At 63.9% G+C, this 14,749-nt stretch carries 11 protein-coding genes; 7 read left to right on the top strand and 4 right to left on the bottom strand.

What is annotated here, in order from left to right:
• Positions 1-90: 90 nt before the first annotated feature.
• Positions 91-1,014, bottom strand: coding sequence for a helix-turn-helix transcriptional regulator (locus BMY91_RS09445; protein WP_090821223.1), 924 nt, complete (start codon positions 1,012-1,014; stop codon positions 91-93).
• Positions 1,015-1,145: 131 nt separating this feature from the next.
• Here BMY91_RS09445 and BMY91_RS09450 point away from each other — a divergent pair, with 131 nt between their 5' ends.
• Both BMY91_RS09450 and hrpB read left to right on the top strand, forming a co-directional pair.
• On the top strand, positions 1,146-2,189 hold the full coding sequence (locus BMY91_RS09450) for an NAD(P)-dependent alcohol dehydrogenase (RefSeq protein ID WP_090821225.1): 1,044 nt from the start codon (positions 1,146-1,148) through the stop codon (positions 2,187-2,189).
• An 82-nt stretch (positions 2,190-2,271) separates the two neighbouring features.
• A complete protein-coding gene (hrpB, locus tag BMY91_RS09455; RefSeq protein ID WP_371261036.1) occupies positions 2,272-4,896 on the top strand; it encodes an ATP-dependent helicase HrpB in 2,625 nt (874 codons plus the stop codon).
• 10 nt (positions 4,897-4,906) lie between these two features.
• Here hrpB and BMY91_RS09460 read toward each other — a convergent pair whose 3' ends face one another.
• Together BMY91_RS09460 and BMY91_RS09465 are read right to left on the bottom strand one after the other, a co-directional pair.
• Positions 4,907-6,538, bottom strand: a complete 1,632-nt coding sequence (locus BMY91_RS09460) for an amidohydrolase (RefSeq protein WP_090821229.1) — start codon at positions 6,536-6,538, stop codon at positions 4,907-4,909.
• On the bottom strand, positions 6,528-7,985 hold the full coding sequence (locus tag BMY91_RS09465) for an APC family permease (RefSeq protein WP_090821231.1): 1,458 nt from the start codon (positions 7,983-7,985) through the stop codon (positions 6,528-6,530). Before BMY91_RS09465 ends, BMY91_RS09460 begins: the two co-directional genes overlap by 11 nt.
• Before the next feature lie 161 nt (positions 7,986-8,146).
• On the opposite strand from BMY91_RS09465, the gene BMY91_RS09470 reads away from it, so the two are divergent.
• The 3 genes from BMY91_RS09470 (at position 8,147) to BMY91_RS09480 (ending at position 11,765) form a co-directional block, all read left to right on the top strand.
• Positions 8,147-8,764 carry a TetR/AcrR family transcriptional regulator C-terminal domain-containing protein gene (locus BMY91_RS09470; RefSeq protein WP_090821233.1) on the top strand — a complete coding sequence of 206 codons (618 nt, stop codon included), beginning with the start codon at positions 8,147-8,149 and terminating at the stop codon, positions 8,762-8,764.
• Positions 8,761-9,513 carry a M50 family metallopeptidase gene (locus BMY91_RS09475; RefSeq protein WP_256212676.1) on the top strand — a complete coding sequence of 251 codons (753 nt, stop codon included), beginning with the start codon at positions 8,761-8,763 and terminating at the stop codon, positions 9,511-9,513. The genes BMY91_RS09470 and BMY91_RS09475 overlap by 4 nt, the downstream gene beginning before the upstream one ends.
• Positions 9,514-9,674: 161 nt before the next feature.
• Positions 9,675-11,765, top strand: coding sequence for an elongation factor G-like protein EF-G2 (locus BMY91_RS09480; protein WP_090821235.1), 2,091 nt, complete (start codon positions 9,675-9,677; stop codon positions 11,763-11,765).
• Between the two features lie 2 nt (positions 11,766-11,767).
• On the opposite strand, the gene BMY91_RS09485 is transcribed toward BMY91_RS09480, so the two are convergent.
• On the bottom strand, positions 11,768-12,433 hold the full coding sequence (locus BMY91_RS09485; protein ID WP_090821237.1) for an alpha/beta hydrolase family protein: 666 nt from the start codon (positions 12,431-12,433) through the stop codon (positions 11,768-11,770).
• Positions 12,434-12,546: 113 nt separating this feature from the next.
• On the opposite strand from BMY91_RS09485, the gene ligD reads away from it, so the two are divergent.
• Entirely contained in the window at positions 12,547-13,572 is a 1,026-nt protein-coding gene (gene ligD / locus BMY91_RS09490; RefSeq protein WP_090821755.1) for a non-homologous end-joining DNA ligase, read from the top strand.
• A gap of 14 nt (positions 13,573-13,586) precedes the next feature.
• The gene (locus BMY91_RS09495) at positions 13,587-14,738 is read left to right on the top strand and encodes a serine hydrolase domain-containing protein (protein WP_256212677.1); all 1,152 of its coding nucleotides are present in this window, start codon (positions 13,587-13,589) and stop codon (positions 14,736-14,738) included.
• Positions 14,739-14,749: the final 11 nt, after the last annotated feature.

Below are 14,749 nucleotides of genomic sequence, written 5' to 3' on the forward strand. Positions count from 1 at the left end.
GAGGCTGGAAAGCGCTTCCCCCAGTATTCCTGCGCTGCTAACACCCCGTCAATGGAGCAGCGTGAAACGATCAGGTTCGTTCAGGCGAGACTACGTGCTGGACTCATGCTTGTGAATGATGGGCTGTGCTTCACCGGCCACGTGATCCGGATCCGGCATCGTCGCCGCCCAACTGGCCAGCAAGCGGAAAGCATCCGCTGTTGGGGTGTTGGGTTCCCCGTTGTAGACAGTCAACGTGAGGCCGGAATCGGCCGAGAACTCCATTGCCTCATAGAGCATGTGCAGATCACCAACAATTGGGTGTCTGAAGTACTTCTGCCCCGTGTAATGCTGGCGGACGTTGTGGGCCGCCCACCTCACCCGGAATTCCTCGCTCCGAGTGGACAGTTCGCCTACCAGATCGGTCAAACCACGGTCGTACGGATCCTTGCCGGCTTCGGTGCGCATAATGGCCACGGTGTCGTTCGCAGCGCGTTCCCAGTCCGGGTAGAAGGCATGGCTGCGTTCGTCGAAGAAGAGGTAGCGGGCAAGGTTGGGAGGCTCCGAAGAATTACTCCCGCGGGTTGAGTAAATGTCGGAGTAGAGTGCCCGGCCCAAGGCATTGCTCGCAAGGATGTCCAAACGACCATTGCGCACGATCGCTGGTGAATTGGTGATGGCGTCCAGGGTGAGTTGTACGCCAGGACGGATGGTTTGCTTCCGTGCCGGGCGCCGCCGAGGCCTGCCACCTTCGCTTGCAGCGCGGGCAAGGTCATACAAGTGGGCCCGTTCGGCGTCGTCGAGTTGCAGGGCGTTGGCCAGGGACTCCAACACGCTTTCGGAGGCGCCGGAGAGGTTTCCCCGCTCAAGGCGGGTGTAATACTCCACACTCATTCCCGCAAGCATGGCTACTTCGCCGCGTCGGAGGCCCGGCACACGGCGGTTGCCGCCGTACGCCGCCAACCCCGCTTGCTCAGGCGTGATTTTCGCCCTTCGCGTGGAGAGGAAATCGCGCGTCTCGGTCCGGTTGTCCATGGTTCCAACCGTAGGGCTTTTCGGTTGCCAAGGGAGTCCCTGCCAGTACCCCTCACAGCAGTGACTCCCTCCCACGGTGGGAAACAGGGTTAGATGGAAACATCCCAACCGGTTATGAACGCAGGAGAAACATACCTACCGCTAACGCTTACGCTGCCCCCTCGGCCACGGGCGAGCTGACCCTGACCACCATCGAACGCCGCGAAGTTGGCCCCAACGATGTCCACATCGACATCAAGTTTGCGGGCATCTGCCACTCGGACATCCACACGGTTCGCGGCGACTGGGGCCCGCAGCAGTACCCCCTGGCCCCGGGACACGAGATCGCCGGCATTGTCACCGCCATTGGCGCTGATGTCACCAAGCACAAGGTGGGCGACCGCGTCGGAGTGGGCTGCATGGTCAACTCCTGTAAAGAGTGCAGGAACTGCCTGGCGGGAGAAGAACAGTACTGCCTTAAGGGCAACGTTGGTACCTACGGTTCAGTTGACCGCGATGGGACCATCACCCAGGGCGGTTACTCCAGCAACGTTGTGGTGAACGAAGACTTCGTGGTCACCATTCCGGAGGGTTTGGACCTCGACGTCGCTGCCCCGCTCCTGTGCGCCGGCATCACCACCTACTCTCCGCTGCACCACTGGGGTGCCGGTCCGGGCAAGAAGGTTGCTGTCGTCGGTCTCGGCGGACTGGGCCACATGGCCGTGAAGATAGCCCACGCCATGGGTGCCGAGGTGACCGTCCTTTCGCAGTCGCTGAAGAAGATGGAAGACGGCCTCAAGCTTGGGGCCGACCACTACTTCGCCACCAGCGATCCGTCCACCTTCGAACAACTCGCGGGCACCTTTGACCTCATCGTCAACACCGTCAGTGCCTCCATCGACATCAGCGCCTACCTGCAGTTGCTGACACTCGACGGCACGCTGGTCAACGTTGGAGCGCCGGCTGAGCCCCTGCCCGTCAATGTGTTCTCGCTCATCACGGGCCGCCGCCGTTTTGCGGGCTCGGCGATTGGTGGGATCCGCGAAACCCAGGAAATGCTGAATTTCTGCGCCGAGCACGGCCTGGGCGCCGAAATCGAGGTTATTCCGGCCAGCAAGATCAACGACGCTTATGAGCGCGTTCTCGCCTCTGACGTCCGGTACCGCTTCGTCATCGACGCGTCCACCATCAGCTAGGCCAGGGCACCACCGATACGGCCACGCTCCCGTCCAAGGGGGCGTGGCCTTTGTCTTGCCCTCCGGCAGGGACAATGGACTGGTGACTTTCAGACTGGAAACCATTGGCAACGGGCTGGTCTTTGCTGGTTCCCTCGAGAACCTGGCCGCCGTCATGAAAAACCAAGGCGACGGCGGTACGGCGGTGGTGCAGGCCCCGCCCGGTACGGGCAAGACCACTCTGGTACCGCCACTGCTGGCCAATCTTGTGTCTGAACGGTACCCGGACCAACCCCGCGTCGTGGTCACCCAACCACGGCGCGTCGCCGCCAGGTCCGCAGCCCGCCGCCTGGCGTCGTTGGACGGCACGCGGCTGGGAGGCAAGGTTGGCTACACGGTCCGCGGGGAAAGCAAGGTCAGCCGGGACACCGTCGTAGAGTTCGTCACCCCCGGAATTCTGCTCCGGCGGCTACTCTCGGACCCCGGCCTTGAGAACGTACACGCGGTAGTCCTTGACGAAGTCCACGAGCGTGGCGTGGAAACCGACCTCTTGCTCGGCATGCTCGCGGAAGTGAGGGAGCTCCGCGGCGACCTGACGTTGGTCGCGATGTCGGCAACCCTCGACGCTGCCCGTTTCGCCCGGCTGCTTGGGCAGGCAGGGCCCGACGGCGCCGTGCCGGCACCCGTGGTTGATTGTCCGTCCGCACTGCACGCTTTGAAGGTCGAATGGACGCCGGCCAAGGAGCGCCGCCTGGACCAGCGGGGTGTGGCCCGCAGCTTCCTGGATCACGTGGCCGGCATCGCCGCGGCCTCGTATCTGGCTGGCCTGGCAACCAACCCGGAGGTGGACGCCTTGGTGTTCCTTCCGGGAGCGAGGGAAGTGTCCGACGTCGCCACCCGTCTTCGCGTACAGCTGTCCCCAGGGATTGAGGTGCTGGAGTTGCACGGCCAGACAGGACCGGAGGCACAGGATCGGGCGGTCTCAGGGCGTGAGCCCGGCGGCCCTCCCCGGATCATCGTCTCCACATCCCTGGCGGAATCGTCCCTCACGGTTCCGGGGGTTCGCTTGGTCATCGACTCCGGGCTTTCCCGGGAGCCTCGGCGGGACGCTGGCCGGGGTATGTCCGGCCTGGTCACGGTGTCCTGCTCCAGGGCATCGGCGGACCAGCGGGCCGGCCGCGCTGCACGGCAAGGGCCTGGCACGGTGGTTCGCTGCTATGACCAGCAGGCTTTCGCCGCAGCTCCGGCACACCAAACCCCCGAAATTGCCGTTGCAGACCTGACAGGACCGGCACTGATTCTTGCCTGCTGGGGTGCGCCCGGCGGCCAAGGCCTGTTGCTTCCGGACGCGCCGCCGCCCGGCGCCATGGCGGATGCGATGGAGGTCCTCCGGGAGTTGGGGGCGGTCACCGGGGCCGGAGGTGTCAGCGCTTTGGGGAAGACGCTGGCCAACGTCCCGGCCGATCCCCGCCTGGCCCGCGCTTTGCTCGATGGTTCCGCGGTGGTGGGCGCGCGCGCAGCTGCAGAAACGGTTGCCTTGGTGGCCGGCGACCAGCGCGCGCCCGGGGCTGACATCACAAGGCTGCTCGTCGCGCTCCGCTCAGGATCAGATCCGAACAGCCGGCGCTTCGCAGAGGACGTCAAACGGATGGAGTCCATCGCGCGGCAGGAGGCGGCCGTCGTCGTGCGCAGGGCCTCCGCCACGGAGGTCACGGCGAGGGAAGCGCCGGGGTTTGTGGTGGCGTTGGCCTTCCCGGACCGCATAGCCAAACGCGTTCCGGGCGAAGGGTCAACCACCTATCTGCTGTCCTCAGGAACACGCGCCGGACTCCCCGCCGGAAGTCCACTGTCCGGGCACGACTGGCTTGCAGTGTCCGAAGTGTCCCGTGCCCAGGGTCGCGACGCCGCCGGAACAGGTGCCGTCATCCGCGCGGCTGCACCGTTGTCCGCGGAACTGGCAGAAGCAGCCGCACCCGGGCTCCTCATCGAAGAGACGAAGGCAAAGTTTGGCCAAGGGCGGGTGACAGGCAGGCTGGAGCGACGACTCGGCGCCATCGTCTTGTCCTCCACACCTGTCCGGCCTTCGGCCGAGTCAGGACGGGTAGCTGTGGCAGAAGCGCTGCACAAGGCCGGCTTCTCCCTGATTGGCTGGTCGACCTCCGCGGATACTCTCCGCAGACGTCTGGCCCTGCTGCATCGCGAGCTTGGCGGGCCGTGGCCCGATGTCCGCGAAGCAAGCCTGCTGGCCCGGCTGGATGAGTGGCTTGCCCCTGAACTCGAGGCCATCGCCAGCGGAACTCCAGTAAGTTCGATCAACCTCACAGAGCCTCTGCGGCGACTGTTTCCTTGGCCGGAAGCTTCGCGTATGGAGAGTCTGGTTCCTGAGCGCTTGGAGGTACCCAGCGGTTCGCGGGTACGGATTGACTATCCGGAGGTTTCCGAAGGGAGCAAGGATAACGACGGCGGCAGGCCGGTGGTGGCGGTCAAGCTCCAGGAATGCTTTGGCTGGGACCGTACACCGCGCCTGGTGGACGGCAGGGTGCCAGTCTTGTTCCACCTGCTCTCTCCTGCCGGAAGGCCGCTGGCTGTCACGGACGATCTCACCTCGTTCTGGTCCGGCCCTTACGCGCAGGTCCGGGCAGAGATGCGTGGGCGCTACCCCAGGCATCCCTGGCCCGAGGACCCATGGACTGCGCCCGCCACTGCCAAGACCAAGAACCGGATGTAGGCCAGCCCAGCTACGCCAGCCGCTCCAGCATGAACTGGACCTCGCCGTCCACGAAGGTCCCCAGCACCTCGCTGGCCGCGAACTCGTCCGGGGTGGTGGTCAAGGGATCCAGTTCGAATGCCGTGAAGTCTGCCCGCTTACCAACGGTGATGGAGCCCGAAACGTCCCACAGCCCGGCAGCTTTCGCTGCGTGCGAGGTATACCCTTCCAGCGCCTGGAGTGCGGTGAGTGCCTGGGCTGGGGCGATGGGTTCCTGGTCCGGGTGGCCGGAGCGCCGGCGCAACCGGGCATCGGCCATAATCGGCAGGGGCTCGTAGGGGGCAATGGGCCAGTCGGATCCGATGCCAAGAGTCACCCCGGCCTCCCGCAGGTCCCGGCACCGCCAGGCGCGGTCTGCACGCTCGTCCCCAAGACGCGTGGACCAGTTGTCGCTGTGGTCTGCGAGGGAGTAGTGGGTGCAGTGGGTTGGCTGCATGCTGGCCACCACGTCAGCCGCCTTGAACCGGGCGACGAGTTGGTCCGGAACAGTTTCAATGTGCTCTATCCTGTGGACGGTCCGCCGCAGGATGTCCGCAGGCACAGCATCGCGGAATGACTCGACAGCGTCCAACACGTGTTCCACTCCTGCATCGCCAATGGCGTGCGTCGCGGTGGGGATTCCACGGGAAGCGAAGTAACGGACGGCGGCGGAATACTCTTCGGGTCGTGGCCAGAACGGAGCCGTTGATTGGCCGTGAACGTCAGGTTCGAACAGCCACGCGGTACCGTTGTCAACGGTCCCGTCAACGAAGAGCTTGATGGCTTCAATGGACCATCGGCGGCCACCTTTGCCAATGCTGCGGGCCAGTTCCTTCCACTCTGCTTCGCCGCTGCCAGGCATGCACCATGGGGCTGTCCGTAGCCTCAGCGGGAGGTCGCCGTCGGCCTCCAATGCCTGAAGCAGCGCCGTGGATTCGTCGCTGTGGTCCATCACGTGGCCGCCGGTCAGCCCCGAGCGGGCGAAGTCCCGGAGGAGTTCTGCGAGCCGCGTTTTGCGTTCTGCAAAAGACTCCTGTGGGACGTGGCGCTGCACCAATTCCATGGCCGCAGCTTCCACCAGGAAGCCGGTGGGAACGCCGTTGGCATCGCACACCACCTCAGCAGTTTGCTCGAATTCGTGCCGGCCGTGGATACCGGCCACTTCCAGGGCCCGGCTGTTGGCCAACGCTGAATGCCCGTCGAACAATCGGATCAGGGCCGGCTTGCCGTTGCTGACGTCGTCCAGCACGCTGCGGTGCAACGGCACTGTACCGAAGGCGTTGGGATTCAGCCCCCAGCCACGCAACCAGCCGTCGTCGTGCGTGGCTTCAGCCCGCAGCAGAGAGCGGACGTCCTCCAGCGAGGTGGCGCCGGACAGATCGACGCCGATGGTGAGGTCCAGGCCGAACACGGGATGAATATGGCAGTCCACCAGCCCCGGTGTCAGGGTGGCGCTGCCGAGGTCCACCACGCGCGTGCCGGGCTGGCGCCACGTTTGGGCGTCCTCGCGGCTCCCGACGGCGGCAATCACCCCGCCGCTGACGGCTACAGCTTGAACAGGACCGGGAGTGCGGGGGTCCATGGTGTGAATGGAGTCGGACAGAATGATGAGGTCAGGAGTCATGGGTTTCGAAGCTTCCAATCCGGGCGAAGACGTCAGGGCGGGCGGTACGCAGGCTGCGGGCAATCAGCAGGCCTGCCAGGAAAACGATGGGCGCCACCAGGAGCAGGATGGTGTTGGTGAGGGCATCGGCGAAAGTGAGCAGTTCGATGTTGATCGCGATCAACGCCACCACCCCGAACAGCAGGATGGCCGAGGCCACGCTGAGGGGGATGAGCCAGCGGTTGGTGACCGCGGCCGGGTTGCGGCGCAGATAAAGGAACGCTGCCACGGAGACCAATCCCTGCAGGGCAACAATTCCAAAGATTCCTGGCGTGTTGACCCAGATCAGCAGCTGCTTGTACGGATCGGCACCGGCGATGGCGCAGATGATGATGACTACGGCGGCCAAGACGGTTTGAATCTGCCCCGCACGATGCGGCGACTTGTATTTGGGGTGGGTTTTGCCGAGGAACGCGGGGAGGACGCCGTCCTTGGCGAGCATGTAGACGTAGCGGTTGATGGCGTTGTGGAACGCCAACTGGGATGCGTAGACACTGGTGACGATGAGGACGTACATGACAACCTCAGCCCAGGGCCCCACGTACTGGTTGATGGTGGCGAAGAACATCCCGTCGGCGAGTTCGCCGGCAGCAGCCATCACGTTCCCGTCGCCATAGGCCTGGATGACCGTCCAGACGATGAAGGCGTAGAACACGGACATGAAACCTACGGCGATGTAGGTGGCGCGGGGGACTGACTTGTCCGGATTGCGGGCTTCGCGCCGGTACAGCACGGTTGATTCGAAACCCATGAACGCCGCAAAGCAGATGGCCAGGATCGCCAGGACGCCCGGCGTGAACGCGTGCTCGGGGGAGAAGGACGCCAAACTGATGCCTTCGGCTCCGCCGTGCACCAGAATTCCGGCGCCCATGATGGCCAGGATCGCTGTCTCTGCGATCAGCAGGACCCCAAGGACCTTCGCGCCCACGTCGATCCCGCGGTAACCGAGGAACCACACAGCGGCAATGGCCGCCAGGGCGACAGCAGGCCATGGAACGTCCAGGCCGAACAGGGTGCGGAGCATCGCCTGGGTCTGGACAGCAAAGAGTCCATAGACACCGATTTGGAGGCAGTTGTAGGACACGATCGCCAGGATGGCTGAGGCCAGTCCCGCCGTTTTGCCCATGGCCAGGGTGATGTAGGTGTAGAAACCGCCTGCCGCCTTGACGTGTTTGGTCATGGCCATGAAGGAGATTGCGAAGACCAGCAGGACGGCACCGGCAATGACGTAGCCCACGGGGGCGCCGATGCCCCCGATGCCTATGGCTACAGGAGCCACGCCGGCCATGACGGTCAAAGGGGCTGCGGCGGAAATTACCAGGAAGGCTATGCCGCCGGTGCCAATGGCATTCCGTTTGAGCCCATTTCCAGCATCCGCTGCTGGAGGTCGGGTTTCGAGGTCAGACATGGGGGTCCTCTGTGGTGATGGGGGAGGGAAGTATGTGGTGGGGTATGGATCGTTAAGCGAAAGGCTTTCGTTTATCGTAGGGGGTTGTGACTGGCGGCACAATACTTCGACGCAAAGTTCTGGCTAGAGTCGTAACAACAACCCTGAATGGAGACATCCGTATGGCACGCCCGCTGGTCCCCCTGATATCCATCGACGCACTCGTCACCGCCGCCCTTGAGCTGGTGGATGAGGCCGGGGACTTCAGCCTGCCCAAACTGGCCAAGCGGATCGGGGTCAGCCAGTCTTCCATCTACAACCACGTCAGCGGGCGCGAGGAAATCCTTGAGCTCATGCGTGGCCGGATCATCGCGGAATCCCCGTACGTCCTTGAAGACCAGCAGGAATGGGAAGCCGCGCTCCGGGCGATTGTCCGCAGCTACAGGGACGCATTTGCCCGGCACCCCCGGCTGGCGCCTCTGCTGGTCCTGCAAACAGTTCAGGATGACCAGGTCCTTGCCCTTTACGAGAACCTGGCGGTCGCGCTCCGCGCAGCGGGCTTCCAGGGCAGGGATGTGGTGTCGGCAATCTCCACCATTGACAGTTTCGCCTTGGGATTCGCCTTGGACCTGGCGGCGCCTGACGTCGTCTGGGCTCCGCCGGCGCAAGGCTATCCCACACTCACCAGCGCCCTGGCTCACGCCGGACCGTCTGCCGAGCGCGGCGAAGCTGCTTTTGATTTTGGTTTGGAAATCCTCATCGCCGGACTGCAGTCGCGCCTTCAGTCGACGGTGCTGTGACCGTGGACGGTGCCGGAAATGTGGCCCAAACCTGGTGGGACGCAGTGGTTCGCGGATTCACGGACACGCATACCACTGCGGTGCCGTTGCCTGCGCTCCTTGGCATTCTTGCCTGCTCCGTTATCCTCAGCATTCCACGGGTCACGTGGCGGTGGTTCGGACTGTACGTCACGTTCATCCATGAACTCGGCCACGCCTACGCCGCACTGATGACGGGGCGATTTGTGCATGGCCTCCGCATCGGGCTGGACCATTCAGGCCGGCTGGTCAGCAGCGGACGGGGAGCCTTCGGTGCGGCATGGTCGGGCTTCTGGGGCTATCCGGCACCGTCTGTCGTGGGACTTTGCCTGATCGGGGCGTTTGCTGCAGGGCGTTCGGGCGCAGCCATGTCCGTGGGGGCATTAATCCTGCTGGTGTCATTGATCTTCCTTCGCAACCTCACCGGGATTCTCGTAGCCGTATGCAGCGCGGCCATTGCCCAAATCCTGATCCTGTTCGCGACGCCCACCTTCGTGAACTATGTGGTGTTGGCCCTCGGCGTTGCCCTTTCCGTGGGCGGTGTCCGTGATCTGTTCAAACTCGTTGGGGTGCACACCCGTCGGCGTGACCGCTTGGCTGCGTCGGATGCGTTCATTCTGGGTCGCACCACAGGAGTCCCGGCTCCCCTCTGGTTGGCCGGCTTTACCGTGGTTATCGCCGGATCCGCGCTGACGTCTGCCTGGCTGTTATGGGGGATGCTGGCCGTTTAGTCCGGGGTTCGGCAGGAGGTCAACGGGCCCGACGGCGGCGGGCTGGGTTTCCTCGGCGCCACCCCTTGCCCTGTGGTCGCCTCAGGGTGTCAAATCCTCTTTAACGTTTGATCTTCATGACGTTTGGACTCCGTGCCGGGATACAACACCAGGAGGTGCCCATGTCCACGAAGGGGACGCGCGAATCAGCCAAGGGAACCGGACCGGGCGCGCCTGATCCCAGGCGTGGGGAGAACGGAGCGGCCTTGGCCGCCAACCACCCTGCGGGAATCCGGAACGTGGCCCTGGTGGGGCACTCGGGTGCCGGCAAGTCACTGCTCGTGGAAGCCCTGCTCGCGGCCACCGGAGCCATTACCCGGATGGGTTCCATCAGCGATGGGACCACGGTCAGTGATTCTGATCCCTCGGCCATCCATCAGCAACGCTCCGTGACCATGTCAGTGGCACCCATCATGGTGGGGGATATCAAAATCAACCTAATTGACACCCCGGGCTACACCGATTTCACCGGCGAACTTCGCGCTGGTTTGAGGGCCGCAGATGCGGCCCTTTTTGTTGTGTCGGCTGTGGAAGCCATTGATGGTGCCACCGTTGCCTTATGGGGCGAGTGCCAGAGCATCCGCATGCCGCGGGCGGTGGTGCTCAGCAAGCTGGACCATCCGCGGGCCGACTTCAGTGCCGCCGTCGTTCGCTGCCGGGAAGCGTTCGGTGACTCCGTCTTACCGCTATACCTCCCGGCTGAAGGCAATGCGGGCCTGATCGGGATCATCCACGGCACCAGTGATGAGGAGTCGGTGGAGGAGGCCCGGGGTCCGTTGATCGAAGGCATTATTGCCGAAAGCGAAGATGAGACGCTGATGGACCGGTACCTGGAGGGTGAAGAACTGCCACTCGCGGACCTCGTCAGGGATCTGGAGACCGCAGTTGCCCGCGGGAGCTTCTTCCCGGTTCTGCCTGCATCGGCCGAAACAGGCCTGGGTCTCGCGGAGCTCATGTCCCTGATCACCGATGCCTTGCCGTCCCCCTTGGAACGCATTCCTCCGGCCGCCATGAGGCTGGACGGATCCTCGCTAAAGCCCCTTGAGTGTGATCCCACTGCCCGCCTCGCTGCCGAGGTGGTCCGGACCACGGTAGACCCTTTCCTTGGCCGGGTGTGCTTGGTTCGCGTCTTCTCGGGGACCTTGAGGGAAGATTCGTCGATCCACATAGGTGGCAGGGGACTTGCGGACAGGGGCCACGAGGATCACGACGCCGATGAACGCGTTACCCATCTCTATTCGCCAGTCGGGTCCAGCTTGAAAGCGGTACCGCAGTGCATTGCCGGTGACATCTGTGCCATCAGCAAGCTTGCCAACGCGGAGACGGGAGACTCCATATCTGATCGGGAAGCGCCGCTCCTGATCGAGACCTGGAACATGCCCGAGCCCTTGATGCCGATCGCGATTGAAGGCGCCTCACGGAGCGACGAAGACGCCCTGGCCAAGAGCATCGGCAAAGTGGCCGCTGCCGATCCCACCCTTCGTCTGGAACGCAACCAGGACACGCACCAACTGATCCTCTGGTGCATGGGAGAAGCGCATGCCGAAGTGGTCCTGGACAGGCTGCGCAACCAGGGCGTCAAGCTCCAGACCGTTGAAGTGATCACCCCGCTTCGCGAAACTTTCGCTACCAAGGCCACTGGACACGGCCGGCACGTCAAGCAATCAGGAGGCCACGGTCAGTTTGCCATCTGCGATATTGAAGTGGAGCCCTTGGCCCGGGGCGAAGGATTCACTTTCGCGGACAAAATCGTGGGGGGTGTGATCCCAGGGACGTTCGTGGGTTCCGTGGAGAAGGGCGTCCGCTCACAGATGCTCAAGGGTGTCTCAGCTGGATTCCCCGTGGTGGACATCAAGGTGACCCTGGTAGGCGGAAAGACCCACAGCGTGGATTCCTCGGACGCGGCCTTCCAAGCAGCCGGTGCCCTGGCGCTGCGGGAGGCGGCGGCCGGTGCCAGGATCCAACTGCTGGAGCCGGTCTCAACGGTGGTGGTCAGCGTTCCTGACGACTATGTGGGGTCGGTGATGAGTGATCTGTCCGGCCGGCGGGGACGTGTCACAGGTACCATCGCCGAGGACACCGGCGGCACGGAAATCAGTGCAGAAGTTCCGGACCAGGAACTTCTTCGCTATGCGATCGAACTGCGCGCACTAACTGCAGGAACCGGCCGTTTCAGACGCTCCTACCTTCGCCACGAACCACTTCCGAAGTAGCCCTATGGGTCGGCCTTGATGAAGGAGGCCACGGCGGGAGCAAGCGACGCCCCCACATCGGCCGAACTGCGCTTCACGCCCTTGACCCCGAACGAATGGTCACCGCCCTCGATCCACTGGAGCGTCGCCGTCGGACCTATCCTGTCCACCACACCCTCCAGCAGGTCCGGGGTAGCAAAAGTATCGCGGGTCCCTTGCAGGAAGAGCATGGGCACGGTGACGCCGTAGAGATGCTCATCGCGCAGCTTCTCCGGTTTGCCCGGGGCATGCAGTGGATACCCGAGGTACACCAGTCCCCGGGCCGGCATTCCTTCAGCTACTGCCATGGACGCCATCCGGCCGCCGAACGACTTGCCAGAGGCCCACAGCGGCTCGCCGTCGCTGAGTTCAGCAGCCCTGTCCATGAGCACCTTCCACGTGGCAATGGCCAACGGTGGCCGGTCAGGGAAGCGGCGGCCGGCCTCGCGGTAGGGAAAGTTGAATCTCAACGTGGCGACGCCCTGGTCAGCCATCGCTTCTGCGAAACCCTGCAGGAAGGGATGTTCCATGCCGGCACCGGCACCGTGGGCCACCACCAGGGTGGCGAAAGGCTCAGCGGGCCGGATGTGGAGGGCGGATACTTCGCTGTTCTCCACGGTGATGGACAAGGGCGTCTCTGTGCTTGGCATGCCTCCATCATGGCCCATCCGGGCCAGGGCGCAGGTGCTGAAATCAGAAGAGACGCCACCGAAATACGCCAAGGGTGCTGACGTGCCATGCCTTAACGGGGTAGCTTGTGCCCATGGCGAGCGAAGCAACCACAGTTACCGTGCCCGGGCCTGACGGGCCGCGCGAGGTCCGCATTTCCAGTCCCAGCCGCGTCATGTGGCCAGAGGCAGGCCTGACCAAGCTTGACCTTGCCAACTACCTGATTGACGTCGGTGAGGCCTTTGTGACCGCGAACGGAAACCGGCCCATCAGTCTCCAGCGCTACTCGGGAAACATCGAGGGGGAGATGTTCTTCTCGAAGAATCCACCCAAAGGTGCACCCGACTACGTTCGTTCGGTTCCGGTGACCTACCCCAGCGCACGGTCCCATCCACAGTTGGTGATCGACGAACCGGCGGCTGCGGTGTGGGCCGCGCAAATGAATACGGTGGTGTTTCATCCTTGGGCCTCCCGGGCCAATGACCCAGACAATCCAGACCAACTGCGGATTGACCTGGATCCCCAACCGGGCACGGACTTCGACGACGCGATTTCGGCCGCGCTGGAACTTCGTTCCGTCCTTGAGGAGGCGGGCCTGACTGCTTTCATCAAGACGTCCGGCAACCGTGGACTCCACGTGTACGCCCCCATCCATCCCAAGCATGAGTTCCTGGACGTCCGTCACGCCGTCATCGCCGCCGGCCGTGAACTGGAACGCCGCATGCCGCAGAAAGTCACCACTGCCTGGTGGAAAGAGGAACGCGGCACCAGGATTTTTGTGGACTTCAACCAAGCCAACCGGGACAGGACCATTGCCGGTGCCTACAGTCCCCGCGCAGTGCCCAGCGCCCAGGTTTCCTGTCCCTTGACATGGGACGAACTGGGAAACGCAGATCCCGCCAAGTACACCATTGCCACCGTGCCGGGCCGTTTGAAGGAGAGCGGCGATCCCTGGGCAGCCATGCACAAGGAACCCGGGGACATAGACATCTTGCTCAAGTGGTGGGAACGGGATGTCAAGAACGGTCAGGGCGAGATGCCCTTCCCACCGGAATTCCCCAAGATGCCGGGTGAGCCCATGCGTGTCCAACCGAGCCGGGCCCGCAAGCCGGAGGAATAAACCCGGGAGACCATGTGCCGGGACGTCCAGCCAGGGGAATTCTGACCGCCGCACTCGTCTGCGGCGTGTTCCTGGCCGGCTGCACCGGCACGCCGGAGCCACCCCCGCTCCAGCCAACCGCCCCGTTGCCGCCGCCGGTAACAGCTACGACGCAGCCGTCGACGACGGGCCCTCCAGCCGTGCCGGCCCCCACAGGCGAGGGGGCTGCGTCGCCTTCGGACACGGCGGTAGTTACCCCCGCTTTCCAGGAACTTCGTGCCGCCCTGGAGCTCTTCAGCAGGGAGAAGCTGCAGGAGGGCGCGTCTGCGGTAATCATCAGGGCGAAGGCCGGCCAACAAGAGTGGACGCATGCGGCAGGGGTGAGGAGCCGTGACGGGCAGATTGCTGTTCAGACCAGTGACCGTTTCAACGTTGGGGGCCAGTTACGCACAATGCTGGGGGTCTCCGTCATGAAGCTTGTGGAAGAAGCTCAGGTGCGGTTGGACGACGCCATCATCACCCACCTCCCCGGTTCGCTGGCAGGCAACAGCACTGTGACCGTCCGCCAGCTCCTTGGGGACCTGAGCGAGCTGCCTGGCGGGCTTGCCTCGCGGGCAGATTCCCTGCTGGGCCAACTCGTCACGCAGCTTCGCGGGCAGCCCCTCGAGGCTGTGTTGCGAACAGACATCCTGACGCCCCTCGACCTTCGTTCCACGGTCCTTCAAGAGCAGTCCAACGCCTGGCCCGGGGACCTTGTCCACGGCTATGTCCACGTGGGCGGTGCAGTTGTGGACGTCGTAGGCCTCGGACCGGCCAGCGGGAGGGCTTCACCTGCCCTCTTATCCACGGTCCAGGAGATCACGGCGTTTCAGTTTGCCCTGCTCGGCGGAGAGTTGCTGTCGCCTGAAGGTCTCGTTGCCATGAAAGGCACTGTGTTCGCCGATTACGGACTCGGCTTGGACCACTGGAATGACCGTTGCACCAACGGCTACTACTACGGCCATGTGGGAGATGTGCCCGGGTACGGAAGCATTGCCATCAGCAGCGCCGACGGAAACCGCCAACTGGCCATCTTGATGGCGTATCCACCGCAGCCCCTCTCGGAGAAGCCGTCAGCGCTGGCCTTGGAAATGACGGGCGTCGCGCAGGTAGCCCTGAACTCGGGCTGCCGCTTTCAGTTCCGTTGACATTTCCACTG

It is taken from the genome of Arthrobacter sp. yr096, from assembly GCF_900108925.1.
In the GTDB taxonomy this organism is placed as follows: domain Bacteria; phylum Actinomycetota; class Actinomycetes; order Actinomycetales; family Micrococcaceae; genus Arthrobacter.

Coding starts and splice junctions, on each gene's coding strand:
- BMY91_RS09445 (WP_090821223.1), bottom strand. CDS start 1,014: ATGGACAACCGGACCGAGACGCGCGATTTCCTCTCCACGCGAAGGGCG.
- BMY91_RS09460 (WP_090821229.1), bottom strand. CDS start 6,538: ATGACTCCTGACCTCATCATTCTGTCCGACTCCATTCACACCATGGAC.
- BMY91_RS09465 (WP_090821231.1), bottom strand. CDS start 7,985: ATGTCTGACCTCGAAACCCGACCTCCAGCAGCGGATGCTGGAAATGGG.
- BMY91_RS09470 (WP_090821233.1), top strand. CDS start 8,147: ATGGCACGCCCGCTGGTCCCCCTGATATCCATCGACGCACTCGTCACC.
- BMY91_RS09480 (WP_090821235.1), top strand. CDS start 9,675: ATGTCCACGAAGGGGACGCGCGAATCAGCCAAGGGAACCGGACCGGGC.
- BMY91_RS09485 (WP_090821237.1), bottom strand. CDS start 12,433: ATGCCAAGCACAGAGACGCCCTTGTCCATCACCGTGGAGAACAGCGAA.
- ligD (WP_090821755.1), top strand. CDS start 12,547: ATGGCGAGCGAAGCAACCACAGTTACCGTGCCCGGGCCTGACGGGCCG.